The sequence below is a fragment of the Shinella sp. 1A1 genome (genome assembly GCF_055379515.1).
Genome location: NZ_AP039671.1, coordinates 2,736,710 through 2,755,181, shown reverse-complemented (window position 1 = coordinate 2,755,181; position 18,472 = coordinate 2,736,710). Strand labels below are relative to the sequence as shown.

The 18,472-nt window shown below is 65.3% G+C and carries 15 protein-coding genes; 9 read left to right on the top strand and 6 right to left on the bottom strand.

Annotated features, from left to right (window positions below; genetic code table 11):
* Positions 1-32 precede the first annotated feature (32 nt).
* From ACZ48C_RS13485 to ACZ48C_RS13465, 5 genes are all read right to left on the bottom strand, one after another.
* Complete coding sequence (locus ACZ48C_RS13485; protein ID WP_464781406.1) at positions 33-1,535, bottom strand: aldehyde dehydrogenase family protein; 1,503 nt, start codon at positions 1,533-1,535, stop codon at positions 33-35.
* Positions 1,536-1,654: 119 nt separating this feature from the next.
* Positions 1,655-2,275, bottom strand: a complete 621-nt coding sequence (locus tag ACZ48C_RS13480; protein ID WP_119256456.1) for a cupin domain-containing protein — start codon at positions 2,273-2,275, stop codon at positions 1,655-1,657.
* Between the two features lie 115 nt (positions 2,276-2,390).
* Positions 2,391-3,788: a purine-cytosine permease family protein gene (locus ACZ48C_RS13475; protein WP_424546841.1), complete on the bottom strand. Its 1,398-nt coding sequence runs from the start codon at positions 3,786-3,788 to the stop codon at positions 2,391-2,393.
* Positions 3,785-3,946 (bottom strand): hypothetical protein, encoded by a 162-nt coding sequence (locus ACZ48C_RS13470; protein WP_318910032.1) that lies wholly within the window; start codon positions 3,944-3,946, stop codon positions 3,785-3,787. The genes ACZ48C_RS13475 and ACZ48C_RS13470 overlap by 4 nt, the downstream gene beginning before the upstream one ends.
* Positions 3,947-4,012: 66 nt before the next feature.
* The gene (locus ACZ48C_RS13465) at positions 4,013-6,466 is read right to left on the bottom strand and encodes a GcvT family protein (protein WP_464781405.1); all 2,454 of its coding nucleotides are present in this window, start codon (positions 6,464-6,466) and stop codon (positions 4,013-4,015) included.
* 206 nt (positions 6,467-6,672) lie between these two features.
* Here ACZ48C_RS13465 and ACZ48C_RS13460 point away from each other — a divergent pair, with 206 nt between their 5' ends.
* Together ACZ48C_RS13460 and ACZ48C_RS13455 are read left to right on the top strand one after the other, a co-directional pair.
* Positions 6,673-7,599 (top strand): LysR substrate-binding domain-containing protein, encoded by a 927-nt coding sequence (locus ACZ48C_RS13460; protein WP_464781404.1) that lies wholly within the window; start codon positions 6,673-6,675, stop codon positions 7,597-7,599.
* Between the two features lie 95 nt (positions 7,600-7,694).
* A complete protein-coding gene (locus ACZ48C_RS13455) occupies positions 7,695-8,399 on the top strand; it encodes an SDR family oxidoreductase (protein WP_464781403.1) in 705 nt (234 codons plus the stop codon).
* A 37-nt stretch (positions 8,400-8,436) separates the two neighbouring features.
* On the opposite strand, the gene otsA is transcribed toward ACZ48C_RS13455, so the two are convergent.
* Positions 8,437-9,903, bottom strand: a complete 1,467-nt coding sequence (gene otsA / locus ACZ48C_RS13450; protein WP_464781402.1) for an alpha,alpha-trehalose-phosphate synthase (UDP-forming) — start codon at positions 9,901-9,903, stop codon at positions 8,437-8,439.
* Positions 9,904-10,211: 308 nt separating this feature from the next.
* Here otsA and ACZ48C_RS13445 point away from each other — a divergent pair, with 308 nt between their 5' ends.
* The 7 genes from ACZ48C_RS13445 to ACZ48C_RS13415 all read left to right on the top strand — a co-directional run bounded on the left by ACZ48C_RS13445 (position 10,212) and on the right by ACZ48C_RS13415 (position 18,408).
* The gene (locus ACZ48C_RS13445; RefSeq protein WP_464781401.1) at positions 10,212-11,528 is read left to right on the top strand and encodes an Nramp family divalent metal transporter; all 1,317 of its coding nucleotides are present in this window, start codon (positions 10,212-10,214) and stop codon (positions 11,526-11,528) included.
* A 116-nt stretch (positions 11,529-11,644) separates the two neighbouring features.
* Positions 11,645-13,594, top strand: coding sequence for a PrkA family serine protein kinase (locus tag ACZ48C_RS13440; RefSeq protein ID WP_119256462.1), 1,950 nt, complete (start codon positions 11,645-11,647; stop codon positions 13,592-13,594).
* A 21-nt stretch (positions 13,595-13,615) separates the two neighbouring features.
* The gene (locus tag ACZ48C_RS13435; RefSeq protein WP_464781400.1) at positions 13,616-14,929 is read left to right on the top strand and encodes a YeaH/YhbH family protein; all 1,314 of its coding nucleotides are present in this window, start codon (positions 13,616-13,618) and stop codon (positions 14,927-14,929) included.
* Between the two features lie 9 nt (positions 14,930-14,938).
* Positions 14,939-16,480 (top strand): SpoVR family protein, encoded by a 1,542-nt coding sequence (locus ACZ48C_RS13430; RefSeq protein ID WP_464781399.1) that lies wholly within the window; start codon positions 14,939-14,941, stop codon positions 16,478-16,480.
* A gap of 347 nt (positions 16,481-16,827) precedes the next feature.
* Positions 16,828-17,376: a DNA-3-methyladenine glycosylase gene (locus ACZ48C_RS13425; protein WP_464781398.1), complete on the top strand. Its 549-nt coding sequence runs from the start codon at positions 16,828-16,830 to the stop codon at positions 17,374-17,376.
* Positions 17,377-17,454: 78 nt separating this feature from the next.
* Positions 17,455-17,955 carry a YciE/YciF ferroxidase family protein gene (locus ACZ48C_RS13420; protein WP_119256466.1) on the top strand — a complete coding sequence of 167 codons (501 nt, stop codon included), beginning with the start codon at positions 17,455-17,457 and terminating at the stop codon, positions 17,953-17,955.
* Between the two features lie 213 nt (positions 17,956-18,168).
* Entirely contained in the window at positions 18,169-18,408 is a 240-nt protein-coding gene (locus tag ACZ48C_RS13415; protein WP_119256467.1) for a DUF2934 domain-containing protein, read from the top strand.
* Positions 18,409-18,472 lie beyond the last annotated feature (64 nt).

The window sequence follows — 18,472 nt, the reverse complement described above, 5'->3', positions numbered from 1 at the left end:
TTCCGCCGGAGCAGTAGGGGCGGGATGGGCGGCTACCAGCCGCCCTCGATGCGGCGGTCGTCGGCGGGGCCGCCGAGGTCGAAGACGATGAGCTTGTTTTCGGTGAAGCTGTCGAGAAACCATTGCGACAATTCGCGGCCGACGCCGGACTTGCCCGCGCCGCCGAAGGGGGCGAGCTGGTCCCAGTAGTTCGAGGTCTCGTTCACGTTGACCGCGCCGTGCGGCAGGGCCTCGGCGACGCGCCAGGCCTTGGACATATCCTGCGTCCACAGCGAGGCGACGAGGCCGAGCTCGGATTCGTTGGCGATCTCTATGGCCTCCTCGTCGGAAGCGACCTTCAGCACCAGCGCCAGCGGCGAGAAGGATTCGCCCTTGCCGCGGATCATCGCCCGGGTAAGGCCGGTGACAATGGTGGCGGGGTAGTAGAGCCCGTGTTCCGGGCCGAACTGCTCGATGGTCGCGCCGGCTTCGCGCAGGTCCCCCACATGCTGGCGGGCGCGTTCGAGGACGGCGGGATTGCAGAGCGGCCCCATGTCGTTGCCGGCGTCGGCCGGGTCGCCGATCTTCAGGGCGGCCGTGGCGGCGCGGAACTTCGCCAGGAATTCGTCATAGACCTTTTCGTGCACGAAGAGCCGTTCCGACGAGGTGCAGACCTGGCCGGAATAGTAGAAGGCGCCGGTGATCGCCCCTTCCACGGCGCGGTCGATATCGGCGTCCTCCAGCACGATCTGCGGCCCGTCACCGCCGAGCTCCAGCAGCATGGGGCGTAGCGGATTGACCCGCGCGATCTCCTCGCCGACCCTGTTCGAGCCGGTGAAGAAGATGCCCTTGACGTCGGCATGGCGCACCAGATGCGCGCCGACATCGCCAAAACCCTGCACCATGTTGAGGACGCCTGGCGGGAAGCCCGCTTCTTCGAAGAGCTCGGCGACCATGGCGCATGAGACCGGGCCGTATTCCGTCGGCTTCCAGACCACGGTGTTGCCGGCGGCAACGGCGTGGGCAAGGGCGATGGAGGAGATGTCGGTCGGGAAATTGAAAGGCGTGATGACGCCGATGACGCCGAGCGGCCGGTGGCCGAGCACGAGGCGCTTGTTCGTCGTCTTCTCCTGCGTGGAAGGCAGGGTCATGCCGCGGTAGCGCAGGATCTCCTCGGCCGCCTTGCCCCAGGCGGGGCCGGAATATTCGAAGGTCTCCTCGCGGGCGGCGAGGATCGGCTTGCCGACCTCCTTGGTGACCATCTGGGCCATGGCCTCGGCGCGGTCGCGGAAGAGGCGCTGCATGTTGCGCAGGATCTTCGCGCGCACCTGTACCGATGTCTTCGACCAGTCGGCGAAGGCGTCCTTCGCCGCCGCGACGGCGCGGTCGACATCGGAGGGCGCGCAGCGGCCGATGTCGTGCAGGCGCTTGCCGGTATGGGGATCGTTTGCGGCGAAGGTGCCGCCGGAGCCCGGTTCCCACCGACCGCCGATCAGCGCGCCGTTCAGGAGCCTTCTGTCGAACTGCATGCCGAATTCATTGCTATGGACGGTCATCTGGTTCCTCCCCATGGCCATCGTGCAGGCAGGAACGCCCGCCTCCCTGTGATCGAAGGTAGGCCCGGGGCGGGACGAACGTCAACTATTTTTGACGAAATGTTTTATTTATTTGACGCTCAGAGCATCGGCGGCGTCACGGCGCAGACGACGACGACCGGCGTGTCGCCGGCATTGCGGATGCGGTAGGGCACGCCGGAAAAGAGCTGGTAGCCGCCGCCGGCGCCGATCGTGTGCGCCTTGCCGCCGATCTCCAGTTCGATGGTGCCTTCCACCACCAGCGCGGCGGTTTCGCCGTCGTGCACGATGAGGTCCTCGCCCGTTCCCGCGTTGGGGGCGTAGTGCTCCAGGAACATCTGAAGGCGCTTGTCGCGGCGTTGCGAGGCAAGGCAGCGCATGTCGGCCTCGCCGCGCGTGATGACGGTGAGGTCTTCCGGCGCGGCGATCAGCACGTCCTCCTCGGCCGGCGGAATGGCGAAGAAATCGGCAAGGCTCATCGGCAGGGCCCGCAGGATCTTGTGCAGCGAGACGACCGAGGGCGCATGCGCATCCTGCTCGATCAGCGAGATGCTGGCATTCGTCACGCCGGCGCGCTTGGCAAGCTCCCGCTGAGAGACGCCGAAGGCTTCGCGCACCATCTTCAGCCGCTGGCCGATCTTCAGGTCGCCCTGCATGTCCTGCAGGGGGGCGGCGGCGATGGCCGGCGCCTTCGGGGTCGAGGTCTTGGGTTTGCGGCTCACGAACGGAATCTCCCGGTCGGCAGGGTGTTTTCCTCCGAGTTATAGGTTTTCCGCCGGAAATCAAGGCGTTGTGGATGCGGCCGGCGCCCGCCTCGCGCGAGCGCCGGCCCGGGTCTCAGTAACGGCCCTTGCCGGCCGGCTTCACCACGAGAAGCGTGATGAGCGCATAGACCACGCCGCCGACCACCGCCGTCGGCAGGGCGGCCGTCAGGTAGTCGTAGGGCCAGCGGCTTTCATAGGTGATCGGGTTCAAGAGGTAGAGATAGGTGCAGAAGCCCGCGGCCATGGCGATCAGCGAGGCCGGGTTGAAGCCGCTCCAGAAGCGATAGGCGCTGTCCGGCCTGTCCTCGAAGAGGCCGCGCACGTCGATCCGCCGCTTGCGCAGGAGGTAGTAGTCGACGATCTGGATGCCGCAGAGCGGGGCGAAGCCGAGGCCGATGAAGGCGATGAAGGTGCCGAAATTGGCGAAGAACAGGTCCGGGATCAGCAGTCCCACCACGCCCACCGGGGCGATGGAGATCAGGAGCAGCATCGGCCAGCTCAGCTTCTGGAGCGCCGGGAAATGCCGGAGCCCGATCGACGAGGAATAGACCCCCGCGACCGCCGTGCCGAGATTGGCCGCGGCGACGAAGAGCAGCGCGATCACGCCATAGGTCGGCCCGCCCACCGTGCGCATCCATTCGGCCGGGTCGGAGACCTGGAGCACGAGGATGCCGGCGATGCCGATGGCCGAGAGCAGCGGCACGGGAAGGCCCATGCCCACCATGATGGGGGCGGCCGCCCGCCTTCCGTTCGGGGCCATGCGCACCATGGCGCCGATATAGGGCCACCAGGAAAGCAGCGAAATGATGCCGATCTCGACGCCCGTCGTGTAGTTCCAGTGCGCGTCGGTCGCGGCATAGGCGGGCACGGCCGCCGACAGGTCCTCCCAGCGCTGTGTGACGAGGATGTAGAGCATCCAGAAGCCGACGAAGACATGAGCGACGAGGATCTTCGCGATCCGGTCGACGCCGGAGGAGCCCTTGAGCAGGAAGAGGAACACCAGCCCGGCGGCCAGCAGCACCGTCGCCTGCACGAGGAAGTTATGGCTGTCCTCGCCGATCCAGCCGAGCGCCAGCAGCAATTGCCGTGTCGACTTGGCGAAGAAGATGAGGAGCAGCGAGTTCCAGCCGACGATGGAGACGAACTGCATGGCGGCGGGGATGATCCAGCCGCGCGAGCCGAATTGCGGCTTGGACGAGGCGATGGAATCGACGCCGAAGCGGATGGCGACCGGCACGGCCGCCAGCGCCACGATGAGCATGCCGATCATGCTGCCGGCGAGGAGGGCGAAGAAACCTTCCTTGAAGCTGAGATAATAGCCGACATATTCGCCGATGATGTAGCACCAGGTCGCGGCGGCGGCCGTGGCGAGAGAAATGCCGAGCTGCCAGGGGCCCCAGACCCGCTCCTGCGGCAGCAGCGGCCAGGCGCTCTTGTCGGCCTCGATGAGGATTTCGTCCTGTACGCTCATGCCATCCTCCCGATCAGAAGGGCGAGGATCGGCAGCAGAACGCCGAGCCCGATCAGCGCGGCCCAGGCCATGCCGTCGAAATCCTCTCCCTGGTTGCGCGGGTCCTCCAGTAGCCGGAGCCGACGCTCCAGCTCCGGTTGCAGCCTCTCCTCAGCCATGCCGTGTCCTCCCTGATATGGCGTTCGTTGCATGCGGCCCGAAGTTCCCCTTCCGGGCCTTGATTGTTATCCGGCCAGCCGCTCCCCCTTCGGGTCGTACCAGGGGCGAAGCTGCAAGCGGATCGGATAGCGCCGCCAGGCGATCTCCGCTTCCCAGGTGCCGGCGGCGAGCCAGTCCGGCGTCACGCCGCCGGGGCAGGTGACGTAACCCATGCCGAGCGAGGCCCCGAGGCGGTGGCCGTAGGCGCCCGTCGTGACGGAGCCGACGATCTCGCCGTCCCTCAGCAGCGGTTCGTTGTGATAGAGATGCGGCGGCTCGCCTTCGGCCTCGATGCGGATCTGCACGAGGCGGCGGTCGGGCGTTCCGGCTTCCTTCTGGCGCAGGAGCGCGTCGCGGCCGATGAAGCCGCCGGCCTTGTCGAGGGCGACGGCAAAGCCGAGGCCGGCCTGGAGTGGGTTGTCCTCCTCGCCGATATCGTGGCCCCAGTGGCGGTAGCCCTTTTCCATGCGCAGCGAATTGATGGCGAAATAGCCGCCCATCCTGAGGTCAAGACCCTCGCCAGCTTCAATCAGCTTCTCCAGCACATGGCCGGCGAATTCCGCCGGCATGTAGAGCTCCCAGCCGAGTTCGCCGACATAGGTGAGGCGACTTGCCCGCACGCGGGCATAGCCGAGGTCGATCTCCCGGCTGGTGCCGAAGGGGAAGGCCTCGTTGGAGAAATCGGCCGGTGACAGGCGATGAAGCAGCGCGCGGGACTTCGGCCCCATTAGCGCCAGCATTGGCAGGCCGGAGGTGACGTCCTGCACATGGACGCGCGCGCCCTCCGGCAGGTGCCGGCGCAGCCAGGCGAGGTCGCGGCGCTGCGAGACGGCGATGGTCACGACCATGAACTCGGTCTCGGAAAGCCGGGTGACCGTCACGTCCGCCTCGATGCCGCCCTCTTTGTTCAGCCATTGCGTATAGACGACCTTGCCGACGGGAACGTCGATCTGGCCGGCCGAGACATGATTGAGCGCCGCGCAGGCATCCGGCCCGCTGACGAGGTACTTGATGAAGCAGGAATGGTCGAACAGCGTGACGTTATCCGCCGTGTTGCGGCATTCCTCGCCGACCGCGTCGAACCACGAGGGGCGGCCGTAGGAATATCGCACTTCGGGCGTCGTGCCCGGCGCGCCGAAGAAGCCCGGCCGTTCCCAGCCGGCCGCTTCCGTCATCCATGCCCCCGCGGCCGAAAGCCTGTCATGGAACGGGCTGCGGCGGATGCCGCGCGCCGTTTCGAACTGGCGCGACGGCCAGTGCATGTCGAAGAGCAGGCCGAGCGTCTCGGTCGTGCGGCCCTCCAGATATTTGCGATTACCCATGAAGGTCTGCATGCGGCGGATATCGACATCCATCAGCTCGACCGGCGGACGGCGGTCGCGGATCCAGTCGGCGAGCGCCTTGCCGACGCCGCCCGAGGAGAGGATGCCGACGGAGTTGAAGCCCGTCGCGCAGAAGAGGCCGGGCACTTCCGGCGTCTCGCCGAGAAGGTAGCGGTCGTCAGGGGTGAAGCTTTCAGGGCCGTTGAAGAAGAGCTGGATGCCCGTGCGCTCCAGCACCGGCACGCGGCGGGTCGCCTGTTCCAGATAGGGCGCGATATGGTCGACGTCCTCCGGCAGGGTGCCGAAGCTGAAGTCCTCGGGAATACCGGCCTGGCCCCAGGGTTTTGCGTTCGGCTCGAAGAAGCCGACGAGCAGCTTGCCGGCATCCTCCTTGTAGTAGGTCCATTCGTCGCCGAGGAAGAGCACGGGCAGGTCGCGCGGCAGGCCCTCCACCTGTTCCGTCACGATGTAGAAATGTTCGGCGGCGTGCAGCGGGATCGTCACGCCCGCCTCGGCGGCGAGGTCGCGCGACCACATGCCGCCGCAGATGACGACGGTTCCGGCGCGGATCGGCCCCCGGTCGGTCATCACGCCGGCGGCCTTGCCGTTCTCGACGAGGATTTTGGTGACGGAGAGATTCTCGAAGACCTTCGCGCCGCGCATGCGCGCGCCCCTGGCATAGGCCTGCGTCACGTCGATCGGGTTGACCTGTCCGTCATGCGGGAACCAGAAGCCGCCGACGATGCCGTCGGTGCTGATCGGCCCCCAGCGCTCCTTGATCTCGCCCGGCGTGACCGGCTCGACCGGCAGGCCGAAATTGCGGCCCATCGAGGCGCCGCGCGCCAGTTCCTCGTAGCGGGCCGGCGTGTTGGCGACGCGCAGCGAACCGTTGCGCTTGAAGCCGGTCGCCTGTCCCGTCTCGGCCTCCAGCGAGCCGAAGAGCTCGCCGGTATATTTCGCCAGCTCCGTCATGCGGCGCGTGGCGCGAAGCTGCGTCACCAGCCCGGCCGCATGCCATGTCGTGCCGCTGGTGAGCTGCTTTCTTTCGCAGACCACCACATCCGTGATACCGATCTTCGTCAGGTGATAGGCAACAGAGCACCCCGCGACGCCGCCGCCGATGACGACGACGTCTGCCCGCTCCGGAACATCCGTCATTGTGTTTCCCCCGGACAGCGGCTCCACTCCGCTGCATGTTTGGATTTCTTAACACTGTGTCATAGAAAATCAAACAGTCAATAGGGTTCGGAATGCTGCAGGGGGATGGTATCGGCAACCTGTAATTTTCCTGCATCCTCGTAGGTCGGTGCCGCAAAGCCTGATAGAACGACGTATCCCGCCGCCAACCGGATGCAGCAGATCGCATGGCCGACCGTATCGGAAAACTCCCGTCCCTCAATGGCGTCCGCGTCTTCGAAGTCGTCGCGCGGCATCTGAATTTCCGGCTTGCGGCGGAGGAGCTCGGCGTCACGCAGGGCGCCGTCGCCCAGCAGATCCGGGGGCTGGAGGCCGAGCTCGGCCTCAAGCTGTTCGAGCGGCATCCGAGGACGCTTGCGATCACCGAGGCGGGGCGCAGCTATGTCGGTAGCGTCCGCCGTGCCCTGGAACTGATTTCCGAGGCGACGGAGACCTTGCGCCCGGAGCCGCAGCATCTCACCATCAGCGTGACGCCGACCTTCGCCTCGAAATGGCTGATCCCGCGCCTGCCCGACTTCACCGCCGCGCATCCGCATATCGACCTGCGCATTCTCGCCAGCGACCGCATTTCCAATTTCCAGACGGATGCGGTGGATCTTGCCGTGCGTTACGGCCGGCCGCCCTTCGGGCCGGGCCTCCAGGCGGATCTCCTGTTCGAGCAGGTCATCGTGGCGCTCGGCAGCCCGCTCCTGATCGAAAAGCTCGGCAGGCCCGTGGTGCCGGAAAACCTTGCCGGTTATGCGCTGCTGCACGATGCGCACAATTTCTGGCCACGCTTCCTGGAGCAGGCGATGGGCAAGGCGGCGCCGGTTTCGGCGTCGAAGAACATCCGCTTCAACCAGACGGCGCTGGCGCTGGAGGCGGCGCGCGGCGGGCAGGGGCTGGCGCTCGCCAGCGAATTCCTCATCGGGGACGACGTCGCCGGCGGCCATCTGGTGCGGCTCTTCGAAACGCGGATGCGCGTCGGCGCCGATTTCTACGTCGTCGCGCCGCGCAAGCCGCGGCATGCCGCTTCCGTCGAAGCGGTCCGCGGCTGGCTCCTGAAGGAAAGTGCGAAGCATAGGACCGGTGCCGTCCCAGGCGACGGGCAGTAGATTTTCTACAGGAAGCGGCGCGTATTTCTGGTTGGTTCCGCCACGGGCGGCGTGGCAGGATGGCGGCAGTCAACGGCTCACGAAAGGACAGTTCCATGGCAGGCGAGAAGGTCGCGTTGATCACAGCCGGCGGCAGCGGCATGGGGGCGGAGGCCGCCCGGCGGCTGGCGGCGGACGGGTTCAGGATCGGGGTGCTTTCCTCCTCCGGCAAGGGCGAGGCGCTGGCGGATGAGTTCGGCGGTTTCGGCGTCACCGGCTCCAACCAGTCGAACGACGACCTGAAGCGCCTTGTCGACGGCGCACTGGAGCGCTGGGGCCGTATCGACGTGCTCGTCAACAGCGCCGGCCACGGGCCGCGCAAACCGATCCTCGAGCTGACGGACGAGGACTGGCATGCAGGGATCGACGTCTACTTCCTCAATGCCGTGCGTCCGACGCGCCTCGTGGTGCCGGTGATGCAGAAGCAGAAGTCCGGCGTCATCATCAACATCTCGACCGCCTGGGCCTTCGAGCCGAGCTCGATGTTCCCGACCTCGGCCGTCGCCCGTGCGGGCCTCGCCTCCTTCACGAAGATCTTCGCCGACACCTATGCGGGCGACAATATCCGCATGAACAACGTGCTGCCCGGCTGGATCGACAGCCTGCCGTCAACGGATGAGCGCCGCGACAGCGTGCCGATGAAGCGCTACGGCACCAGCAAGGAAGTCGCCGCGACGATCGCCTTCCTCGCCTCCGAGGGAGCGGCCTACATCACCGGACAGAACATCCGCGTCGATGGCGGCATCACGCGCGCCATCTGACCGGATCGCGTGAGATCAGGCGATTTGCCTGATCTCCCTAGAGGCGATGCCGGCGGGGACCCTCCGGGTCGAGGGTCATGCGATAGCCCGCCGTCTTCGGGGGCGCGGCTGACGGTGCGGTCGTGCGGGCGGTGCCGGAGAGATCGTCGAGGAAGGCGCGGCACCAGGCGAAGACGTCGTTTTCGCGCAGGGTCGCCATCATGCCCTGCCAGCGCTGGCGCCGCTCCTCGAGCGGCATGGCAAGGCCGCGCGCGATGGCCTCGGCCGTACCTTCGACATCGTAGGGATTGACCAAAACGGCCTCCTTCAGTTCCTGCGCCGCGCCGGCGAAGCGCGAGAGCAGGAGGACGCCCGGGTCTTCCTCGTTCTGGGCGGCGACATATTCCTTCGCCACCAGGTTCATGCCGTCGCGCAAGGGGGTCACCATTGCGAGCTTCGCCATGCGGTAGAGGCCGGCGAGGGCCGGGCGGCGAAGCGAGCGGTTGACATAGCGGATCGGCACCCAGTCCACGGTGCCGAGGGCACCGTTGACGCGGCCGGCCTGCTCGGCGACTGTGCGCTGCATCGCCTCGTATTCCGGAACCTCGGAGCGCGATTTCGGCGTGATCTGCAGCAGCGTCACGTGGCGCTGGCTGTCGGGATGGCGCGTCAGGAACGTCTCGAAGGCGTCGATGCGCTGGGTGATGCCCTTGGAATAATCGAGCCGGTCGACGCCGATGATCAGCGCCTTGCCGTCGAGGCTCTGCAGCATGCGCCTGTGCAGCGTGGTTTCCGACGCGCGCCGCGCAATGCCAGCGAATTCGTCGGTCTCGATGCCGATCGGATAGGGCTTTGCGGTGAAGGCCTGTTCGCCGACCATGAACCGGGTCGTGCCCAGCCGCTTGCCGAGGCCCTGCCGTGCCAGGCAATCGGCGAAGTTCTCCCGATCGTGAACGGTCTGGAAGCCGATCACGTCATATTCCGTCAGGCCCTTCAGCAGTTCCTCGTGCACGGGCATGGTCAGGAAGACGTCCGGCGCGGGCCAGGGAATATGCAGGAAGAAGCCGATGCGGTTGCGCACGCCCTGCCGGCGCAGTTCCGCGGCAAGGGGGATCAGATGGTAATCGTGAACCCAGATGAGGTCGTCCTCCCGCAGCATCGGCAGGAGGCGGCTGGCGAAGAACCGGTTGACGCGGAAATAGCCCGCCATCTCGCGGCGCCCGTATTCGGCGAGATCCAGCCGGTAGTGGCAGATCGGCCAGAGCACGCGGTTGGCGAAGCCCTGGTAGTATTCCTCGACATCCTGCTGGGTGAGGTCGGTCAGGGCATATTCGATATTGCCCTCCTTCACGCTGGTCAGCGGTCCGATCTCGTCCTCGCCGCAGGAACGGCCGGACCAGCCGAGCCACAGGCCGCCGCGTGCTTCCAGCGCCGTCTTGAGCGCGACCGCCAAACCGCCGGCCGGGGCCGTGCCCCGCTTGTCAGGAACGGGAACGCGGTTCGAAACGACGATCAGACGGCTCATTCTCGGGGCACCAATTCTTTTGGGTGAAGGCGGCCGGTCCCGAAGGACGGGCCTTGCCATTTTCATTGCGACGGAGGTGAAACACCTCACGGCGGGGAAGGTTCCACGGTGAAACGGCAGGCACCGCGATGGGCGTCTGCCGCTCCAGGGACCACTTCACGACAAGCGGGAAGTGCATGACAAACTGTCGCCGCACGACATTGTTCCGGCTGAAGAACGGGAAAATTACGGGGTCGGAACTTCCCTCAGGGGCCGGAGTTACCGCCGTCACGCGGTCTGGAGCCGCAGTGCGGTAAAGGCATTTTCCCATGAGCGAGACGGTCCTGAAGTCCTCGGCGGATTCAACGGAAAATCCAGCGGAACGTCCGGAAGAGAAAGAGAAGCCGCCGCTTCTCAAGCAGCTCGGCCCCGGCCTCATCACCGGCGCGGCCGACGACGATCCGAGCGGGATCGCCACCTATTCGCAGGCCGGGGCGCAGTTCGGCTTCAGCCTGCTCTGGACGATGCTCCTTTCCTATCCCCTGATGTGCGCCATCCAGATCGTCAGCGCGCGGATCGGGCGCGTCACGGGTTGCGGCCTCGCCGCCAATCTGCGGGGCATCTGGCCCCGGCCGGTCGTCTTCCTGCTGATCGTGCTGCTGTTTGCCGCCAATACGATCAATATCGGCGCCAATCTCGCCGCGATGGGGGCCTCGGCGGAACTTGCGACGGGTGTGCCGGGGCGACCGCTGGCGATCGGCTTTGCCATCCTTTCCCTGCTGCTGCAGGTCTTCGTGTCCTACCATCGCTATGCGAGCTACCTGAAATGGCTGACCATGGTGCTGCTCTCCTATGTCGCGGTCCTCTTCGTCGTGGAGGTCGACTGGGGCGCGGCGGCCTATGGCCTGTTCGTGCCGACCATCGGCAAGGGCGGCGATACTTTCACCGTGATCGTCGCGATCCTCGGCACGACGATCAGCCCCTATCTCTTCTTCTGGCAGACCAGCCAGGAGGTGGAGGAGATCGAGGAGCACGAGGATGCCCGGCCGCTGAAGCGAGCGCCGCGCCAGGCGAAGCGCGAATTGAAGCGCATCCGCCTCGACACCTTCGTCGGCATGGCGGTCTCCACGCTCGTCGCCGTGGCGATCATCATGAGCACCGCCGCCACCCTGCATGCGAGCGGCAAGACGGATATCGGCACGGCGGCGGATGTCGCCGAGGCTTTGCGGCCCATTGCCGGCGACTTCGCCTTCGTGCTGTTCAGCCTCGGCATCATCGGCACGGGCATGCTTTCCATTCCGGTGCTCGCCGGTTCGGCCGCCTATGGCGCCTCGGAATGCTGCGGCTGGGAATGCGGCCTCGACAACAAGCCGGGCCAGGCCGCCGGCTTCTATGCCGTCATCGCGGCGGCGACGCTCTTCGGGCTGGTCATGGAGTTCCTGCCGATCGACCCGATCAAGGCGCTTTTCTGGAGCGCCGTCATCAACGGCTTCGTCGCCGTTCCCATCATGATGTCGATGATGATGGTCGTCAGCCGCAGCGCGCAGATGAAGCAATTCACCGCTTCTCCGCTGCTTCTTGTGGTTGGCTGGGCGGCCACCGGGGTGATGGCGCTGGCCGCCGGCGCGATGCTGATCTTTCACTGATCCGCATCGCGTTGAACAAATTGTGTTTTGTCCGTCATCGCGGGAACAAAATTCGGTGGGAATTCGTTGCTATGCATAATCGCAGGGATTGCGTCCGGCGAGTGCAGGAGGGTTCCATGAGAACCACAGGCAGCGATGTTTTCGATCTCTTTTCCGAAACCTACGCAAGCAATGCGCGGGAAGAGATGAGCCTCCAGGAATATCTCCTGGCGTGCCGCGAGGACCGGAGCCTATACGCCACCGCCCCGGAGCGCATGGTGGCCGCCATCGGCGAGCCGCAGCTGATCGATACCAGCGCGGACGAGCGGCTCGGGCGGATCTTCGCCAACCGCACCATCAAGATTTATCCCTCCTTCTCCGATTTCTACGGCATGGAAGACACGGTCGAGCGGATCGTCGGCTACTTCCGCTATGCCGCGCAGGGGCTCGAGGAGCGCAAGCAGATCCTCTACCTGCTCGGCCCGGTCGGCGGCGGCAAGTCGTCGCTCGCCGAGCGCCTGAAGAAGCTGATGGAAGAGCAGCCCATCTATACGCTCGCCATCGACGGCAAGGTCAGCCCCGTCTTCGAATCGCCGCTCGGCCTCTTCAGCCGCGAGCGGATGGGCGATCTCCTCGAAGAAAAATACGGCATCGCCAAGCGCCGGCTCACCGGCCTCATCTCGCCCTGGGCGACGAAGCGGCTGGACGAGATCGATGGCGACATCTCGCGCTTCAGCGTCGTCAAGCTGATGCCCTCGCGCCTGCGCCAGATCGCCATCGCCAAGACGGAGCCCGGCGACGAGAACAACCAGGACGTCTCGGCGCTCGTCGGCAAGGTCGATATCCGGCAGCTGGAAAACTTCAGCCAGGCCGATCCCGACGCCTATTCCTACAGCGGCGGCCTCAACCGCACGACGCAGGGCCTCCTCGAATTCGTTGAGATGTTCAAGGCGCCGATCAAGGTGCTGCACCCGCTGCTCACCGCCACGCAGGAGGGCAGCTACAACGGCACGGAGAATTTCGGCGGCTTCCCCTATCAGGGCATCGTGCTGGCGCATTCGAACGAATCCGAATGGCTGCAATTCAAGCATAACAAGAACAACGAGGCCTTCCTCGACCGCATCCTCGTCGTGAAGGTGCCCTATTGCCTGCGGGTGACGGAAGAGCGGCAGATCTACGAGAAGCTGCTTCGGGAAAGCGAGCTGGCGGACAGCCCCTGCGCGCCGGAGGTTCTCTCCAATCTCAGCCGCTTCACCGTCGCCACGCGCCTCGCGCCGCACGAGAATTCGCCGATCTATACCAAGATGCGCGTCTATGACGGCGAGAACCTCAAGGATACAGATCCCAAGGCGAAGTCGCTGCAGGAATACCGCGATGCCGCCGGCGTCGACGAGGGCATGACGGGCATCAGCACGCGCTTTGCCTTCAAGGTGCTGTCGGAGACCTTCAACTACGATACCAAGGAGGTGGCGGCCGATTCCGTCCATCTCATGTATATTCTCGAACAGGCGATCCGGCGCGAGCAGTTCCCCAAGGAGGTCGAGGCGCATTATCTCGATTTCATCCGCTCGGAACTGGCGGCCCGCTATGCCGAGTTCATCGGCCACGAGATCCAGAAGGCCTATCTCGAATCCTACAGCGAATACGGCCAGAACCTCTTCGACCGCTATATCGCCTATGCGGATGCCTGGCTGGAGGATCAGGACTTCAAGGATCCCGACACCGGGCAGATCCTCAACCGCGAGATCCTCGACAGCGAACTGTCGCAGATCGAGAAGCCCGCGGGCATCGCCAATCCGAAGGACTTCCGCAACGAGGTCGTCAAGTTCACCCTGCGCGCCCGCGCCCGCAACGGCGGGCGCAATCCCTCCTGGACGAGCTACGAGAAGCTGCGCGAGGTCATCGAGAAGCGCATGTTCGGCCAGGTGGAGGACCTTCTGCCGGTCATCAGCTTCGGCTCGAAGAAGGACAGCGCCACCGAGAAGCAGCACGCCGAATTCGTGCAGCGGATGACCGAGCGCGGCTATACCGTGCGCCAGGTCCGCCGGCTCGTCGACTGGTACATGCGCGTCAACAAGGCCGGCTGATGCCGGCCCCGGGGGTGGGCCATGCCGCATTTCATCGATCGCCGGCTCAATCCCAAGGACCGCAGCCTCGGCAATCGGCAGCGTTTCCTGAAAAGGGTGCATGACGAACTGAAGCGGTCGATCCGCGATCAGGTGAAGACCGACCGGATCGCCGACGTGGATGCCGCCCATGGCGTGCCGGTGCCACGGCGCGGCGCCGACGAGCCGACCTTCCGGAATGCCCCCGCCAGCGGCCAGCGCGACTATGTGCTGCCCGGAAACGAAACATTCTCGCCCGGCGACCGGCTGGGAAAGCCGGACGGCGGTGGCGGCGCGGGTGGCCGCGGCCCGGGGCGCGGCGAGAGCGACGACGAATTCCTGTTCGTCCTTTCCCGCGAGGAGGTGCTCGACCTCTTCTTCGAAGATCTGGAACTGCCCGACATGGTCAAGCTCAACCTCAAGGAAACGGTGACCTACAAGCCCCACCGCGTCGGCTTCACGACCAGCGGCACGCCGAGCAACATCAATGTCGGCCGCACCATGCGCAACAGTTTCGGCCGGCGCATCGCGCTTCGCCGGCCGAGCGAGAAGGAGTTCCTGACGCTTGCCGCCGAGATGGCCGCGCTGGAGGGCGAAGCCAATCCGACGCAGCAGCAGCGCCGCCGGCTGGCACTGGCGCGCGAGGAGATGGAAAGGCTGGAGCGGCGGCGCAAGCGCATCGCCTATGTCGATCCCGTCGACGTGCGCTTCAACCGCTTCGAGCGCCAGCCGATGCCGAATGCCAGTGCCGTGATGTTCTGCCTGATGGACGTCTCCGCCTCGATGGGCGAGCGCGAGAAGGACCTCGCCAAGCGGTTCTTCGTGCTGCTCCACCTCTTCCTCAAGCGCCGCTACGAGCGTATCGACATCGTCTTCATCCGTCACACCGACGAGGCGCGGGAAGTGGACGAGGAGACCTTCTTCTTCAGCCGCCAGAGCGGCGGCACGGTCGTCTCGACCGCGCTGGAGGAGATGCAGCGCATCATCCTCGACCGCTATCCCTCGAACCTCTGGAACATCTATGCCGCGCAGGCTTCCGACGGCGACAATGCTGCGGGCGATTCCGAACGCTGCGCGCAACTCCTGCGCGACGAGCTGATGAAGCTTTGCCAGTACTATGCCTATGTCGAGATCATCGACGAGCGGGAGAGCGAAATTTTCGGCTCGACCGACAACGGCACTTCGCTGTGGCGGGCCTATCGCACCGTCGACGGCGCGGCGCCGCATTTCCAGATGACGCGCATCGCCCGGCCGGCGGATATCTATCCGGTTTTCCGCAAGCTCTTCGCCCGCCAGCCGGTCCAGCTTCGTCGCTAGGGGGATCATATGGCAAGACGCGGCGCCTCTTCCCTGCTGTTCGACGGATCCGAATGGAGCTTTACGACGCTCTCGCGCGCCTATGACGCCATTGAGGCCATCGCGCTCGGCGAGATGGGGCTCGACGTCTATCCCAACCAGATCGAGGTCATCTCCTCCGAGCAGATGCTCGACGCCTATTCCTCCGTCGGCATGCCGCTGATGTACCAGCACTGGTCCTTCGGCAAGCGTTTCGTCTTCGAGGACCATCTCTACCGCAAGGGGCGCCGGGGCCTCGCCTATGAGCTCGTCATCAATTCCAATCCCTGCATCACCTATCTGATGGAGGAGAACACGATGCCGATGCAGGCGCTGGTCACCGCGCATGCCGCCTTCGGCCACAACCATTTCTTCAAGAACAACTATCTCTTCCGCCAGTGGACGGATGCCAGCTCCATCCTCGGCTACATGGATTTCGCCAAGAAATATGTCGCGCGCTGCGAGGAGCGGCACGGGACCGCCGCCGTGGAGGATATTCTCGATTCGGCCCATGCGCTGATGGACCAGGGCGTCTTCCACTACCGCCGCCCGCCGCGGCTTTCCTCCGAAAGGATCACCGAGCGGGCGCGTGAGCGGCTGGAATATGAGGAGCAGACCTATAGCGACCTCTGGCGCACGCTGCCCACGGCTGGCGGCAATGCCGACATGGAAGAGGCGGAGGAGGAAGCGCTGGAGCGCAAGAAGGCGCTGAACCTGCCGGAGGAGAACCTCCTCTATTTCCTCGAAAAGCACAGCCTGATCCTGGAGCCGTGGCAGCGGGAACTGTTGCGCATCGTCCGCGTCATCGCGCAGTATTTCTATCCGCAGGCCCAGACCAAGGTGATGAACGAGGGATGCGCGACCTTCGTCCACTATTTCATCATCAACCGGCTCTTCGACCAGAAGAAGATGAGCGAGGGCGCCATGCTGGAGCTCCTGGCGAGCCACGCAAATGTGGTCTTCCAGCCGAGCTTCCACGATCCGCGCTTTGGCGGCATCAATCCCTATGCGCTGGGTTTTGCGATGATGCAGGACATCGAGCGCATCTGCACCGAGCCGACGGCGGAGGACAGGGACTGGTTTCCGGACATGGCCGGCAACGGCGACTGGCGGGGAACGCTGCTCGACGCCTGGGAGAACCACCGGGACGAGTCCTTCATCCTGCAATATCTGAGCCCGGCGTTGATCCGCAAGTTCCGCCTGTTCCATCTGACGGACCGGTCCACCGACCGGTTCTGCGAGGTCGCCTCCATCCATGACGAACGCGGCTATTCCGCCGTGCGCACGGCGCTCGCCCGCAGCTACGATCTCGGCGCCAACAGGCCGGATATCGAGGTGGTCGACGTTGATCTCCTCGGCGACCGGCAATTGAGGCTGAGGCATACCGTCAAGAACGGCGTTCTGCTGGAGGAGGCGGACCGGGATGCGACCCTTTCCCATATCCGCCGCCTCTGGGGCTACGATGTCAGCCTTGCCGGCGTCGCGGCGTCGAGCGGGACGGTTCTCTACGAATGCTCCTCCCGCGATCTCTAGAGCATTTCCAGCAAAAGTGCGAAGCGGTTTTGCGTTCGGAAAATACGGCGAAACAAAGAGTTAGAGCGTTCTCGCGATTCGGAGAAAAGCGGAAATGCTCTAACCATGGTAGCTTCGTACGATCCCGTACGCAGCGGGGAAAGGTTCGCGCGCGGCTTTCCGTCCCGCGCCTTCGGTGGCAGGTTCCGGTTTCCCGAAACGGGAGGGTGCGGCCGCCCTGCGGCCGGGCGGATTCTCAAGCGTGTCCGTCGCCGGGGCTCCCCCGAGTCCCGGTCGCCCTTTTTTCTTCATGGGTCGTCCGGCTTCGGGCGTTGCCCGCTGCGCCGGCACCGTTCTAGGATCATGGCATGACCCTGGACCGATCCTTCTTCGCGCGCGATGCCGTCGATGTCGCGGCCGATCTTCTCGGCGTGCTGCTGCTCGTCGATGGCGTCGGCGGCATCGTCGTGGAAACCGAGGCCTATCGCCGCGACGACGAGGCCTCGCACAGCCATCGCGGGCCGACCCCCTCCAATGCCGCGATGTTCGGCGATGCCGGGCGGGCCTATGTCTACCGTTCCTACGGGCTGCACTGGTGCCTGAATTTCGTCTGCGAGCCGGGCAGCGCCGTGCTGCTGCGCGCCCTGGAGCCGACGGAAGGTGTCGAGACCATGATGGCGCGGCGCTCGCTCGCCGTGACGCGGCGGCTTTGCGCCGGGCCGGGCAATCTCTGCAAGGCGCTTGCCGTCGGCGGCGGGATGAACGGCCTTTCCCTCTTCGAGCCGCCCTTCCTCCTCGACCTGCCGGCCGAGCCGCCCGTCTCGACCTCCGGCGTGCGGATCGGCATCAGCAAGGCGGCGGACCGGCCGTGGCGCTTTGCGGTGCGGGGTTCTCCCTATCTCAGCAAGCCGATCTGAAGTCTCCGATCCCGCGTGGAACATTCGGGCATGCCCCCGAGTTCGAGCATCCGTTCCCTCATACCCATGGAGACATCAATGGCTACCGAGAAGACACTGGACGATCTGTTCCTCGATACTCTCAAGGACATCTATTATGCGGAAAAGCAGATCCTGAAGGCGCTGCCCAAGATGGCGCGGGCGGCGCAGTCGGAGGAGGGCAAGCAGGGCTTCCTCCATCACCGCGACGAGACGCAGGGGCAGATCGAGCGGCTGGAGGAGGTCTTCGAACTCCTCGGCAAGGCGCCCCGCGGCAAGACCTGCGAGGCGATCCAGGGCATCATCGCCGAGGCCGAGGAGATCATGGAGAGCTTCAAGGCCACCCCGGCGCTCGATGCGGGCCTCATCTCCTCCGCGCAGGCGGTCGAGCATTATGAGATCGCGCGCTACGGCACGCTGATCGCCTGGGCAAAGCAGATCGGCCTCGACAAGGCGGTTCCGCTCCTGCAGGCCAACCTGGAGGAAGAGGCTGCGACCGACAAGAAGCTGACGAAGCTTGCCGAATCCTCGGCCAATGCGAAGGCCAAAAAGGCGGCCTGACCGTCTGCTTGGAGGCGGCCCCGGCGGGCCGCCTCCGGTCGCCCGGGCGGGGCGGGAAGATTTTCGTCAAACCCGATTTTTTCCGGGAACAATCGACAGACAGGCCGGTTGATGGGTTGCAGGAAATTTCCGCCACACGATGACGGCCCCAAGCCGTCCAGAAGAAAAAGTCGGCGGGCGTTGACGCCATCAGCTCAGAAAAGGGACGCTCTCATGGTCGATTTTGAAGATCTCGTTCGCAGCGAAGCCTATCGCATCTGGGAAACGGAAGGCTGCCCCGACGGCCAGCATGATCGCCACTGGCAGATGGCGGCCGAACGGGTGAGGGAGGCACACTCGCCCACGCGGGCTGAGGCTCCCGTCGTCCCCCTTCCGCTGAAGCGCGTGGCGCTGTCGGCGCGTCGTGGCAAGCCGCGGCCGTCGGTGGCGGTCGAGCTTCGCGCTTCCGCTTGATCCTCCCCGTGGACCTGCGCCCGGCAGCGATGCCGGGCGCTGATGCGTTTCTCGTCCCTCGCGC

What these genes read in the sequence shown, in the direction of transcription:
- ACZ48C_RS13485 (WP_464781406.1), bottom strand. Translation starts at nt 1,535, where the DNA reads ATGACCGTCCATAGCAATGAATTCGGCATGCAGTTCGACAGAAGGCTC.
- ACZ48C_RS13475 (WP_424546841.1), bottom strand. Translation starts at nt 3,788, where the DNA reads ATGAGCGTACAGGACGAAATCCTCATCGAGGCCGACAAGAGCGCCTGG.
- ACZ48C_RS13470 (WP_318910032.1), bottom strand. Translation starts at nt 3,946, where the DNA reads ATGGCTGAGGAGAGGCTGCAACCGGAGCTGGAGCGTCGGCTCCGGCTA.
- ACZ48C_RS13465 (WP_464781405.1), bottom strand. Translation starts at nt 6,466, where the DNA reads ATGACGGATGTTCCGGAGCGGGCAGACGTCGTCGTCATCGGCGGCGGC.
- ACZ48C_RS13460 (WP_464781404.1), top strand. Translation starts at nt 6,673, where the DNA reads ATGGCCGACCGTATCGGAAAACTCCCGTCCCTCAATGGCGTCCGCGTC.
- ACZ48C_RS13455 (WP_464781403.1), top strand. Translation starts at nt 7,695, where the DNA reads ATGGCAGGCGAGAAGGTCGCGTTGATCACAGCCGGCGGCAGCGGCATG.
- otsA (WP_464781402.1), bottom strand. Translation starts at nt 9,903, where the DNA reads ATGAGCCGTCTGATCGTCGTTTCGAACCGCGTTCCCGTTCCTGACAAG.
- ACZ48C_RS13445 (WP_464781401.1), top strand. Translation starts at nt 10,212, where the DNA reads ATGAGCGAGACGGTCCTGAAGTCCTCGGCGGATTCAACGGAAAATCCA.
- ACZ48C_RS13440 (WP_119256462.1), top strand. Translation starts at nt 11,645, where the DNA reads ATGAGAACCACAGGCAGCGATGTTTTCGATCTCTTTTCCGAAACCTAC.
- ACZ48C_RS13435 (WP_464781400.1), top strand. Translation starts at nt 13,616, where the DNA reads ATGCCGCATTTCATCGATCGCCGGCTCAATCCCAAGGACCGCAGCCTC.
- ACZ48C_RS13430 (WP_464781399.1), top strand. Translation starts at nt 14,939, where the DNA reads ATGGCAAGACGCGGCGCCTCTTCCCTGCTGTTCGACGGATCCGAATGG.
- ACZ48C_RS13425 (WP_464781398.1), top strand. Translation starts at nt 16,828, where the DNA reads ATGACCCTGGACCGATCCTTCTTCGCGCGCGATGCCGTCGATGTCGCG.
- ACZ48C_RS13420 (WP_119256466.1), top strand. Translation starts at nt 17,455, where the DNA reads ATGGCTACCGAGAAGACACTGGACGATCTGTTCCTCGATACTCTCAAG.
- ACZ48C_RS13415 (WP_119256467.1), top strand. Translation starts at nt 18,169, where the DNA reads ATGGTCGATTTTGAAGATCTCGTTCGCAGCGAAGCCTATCGCATCTGG.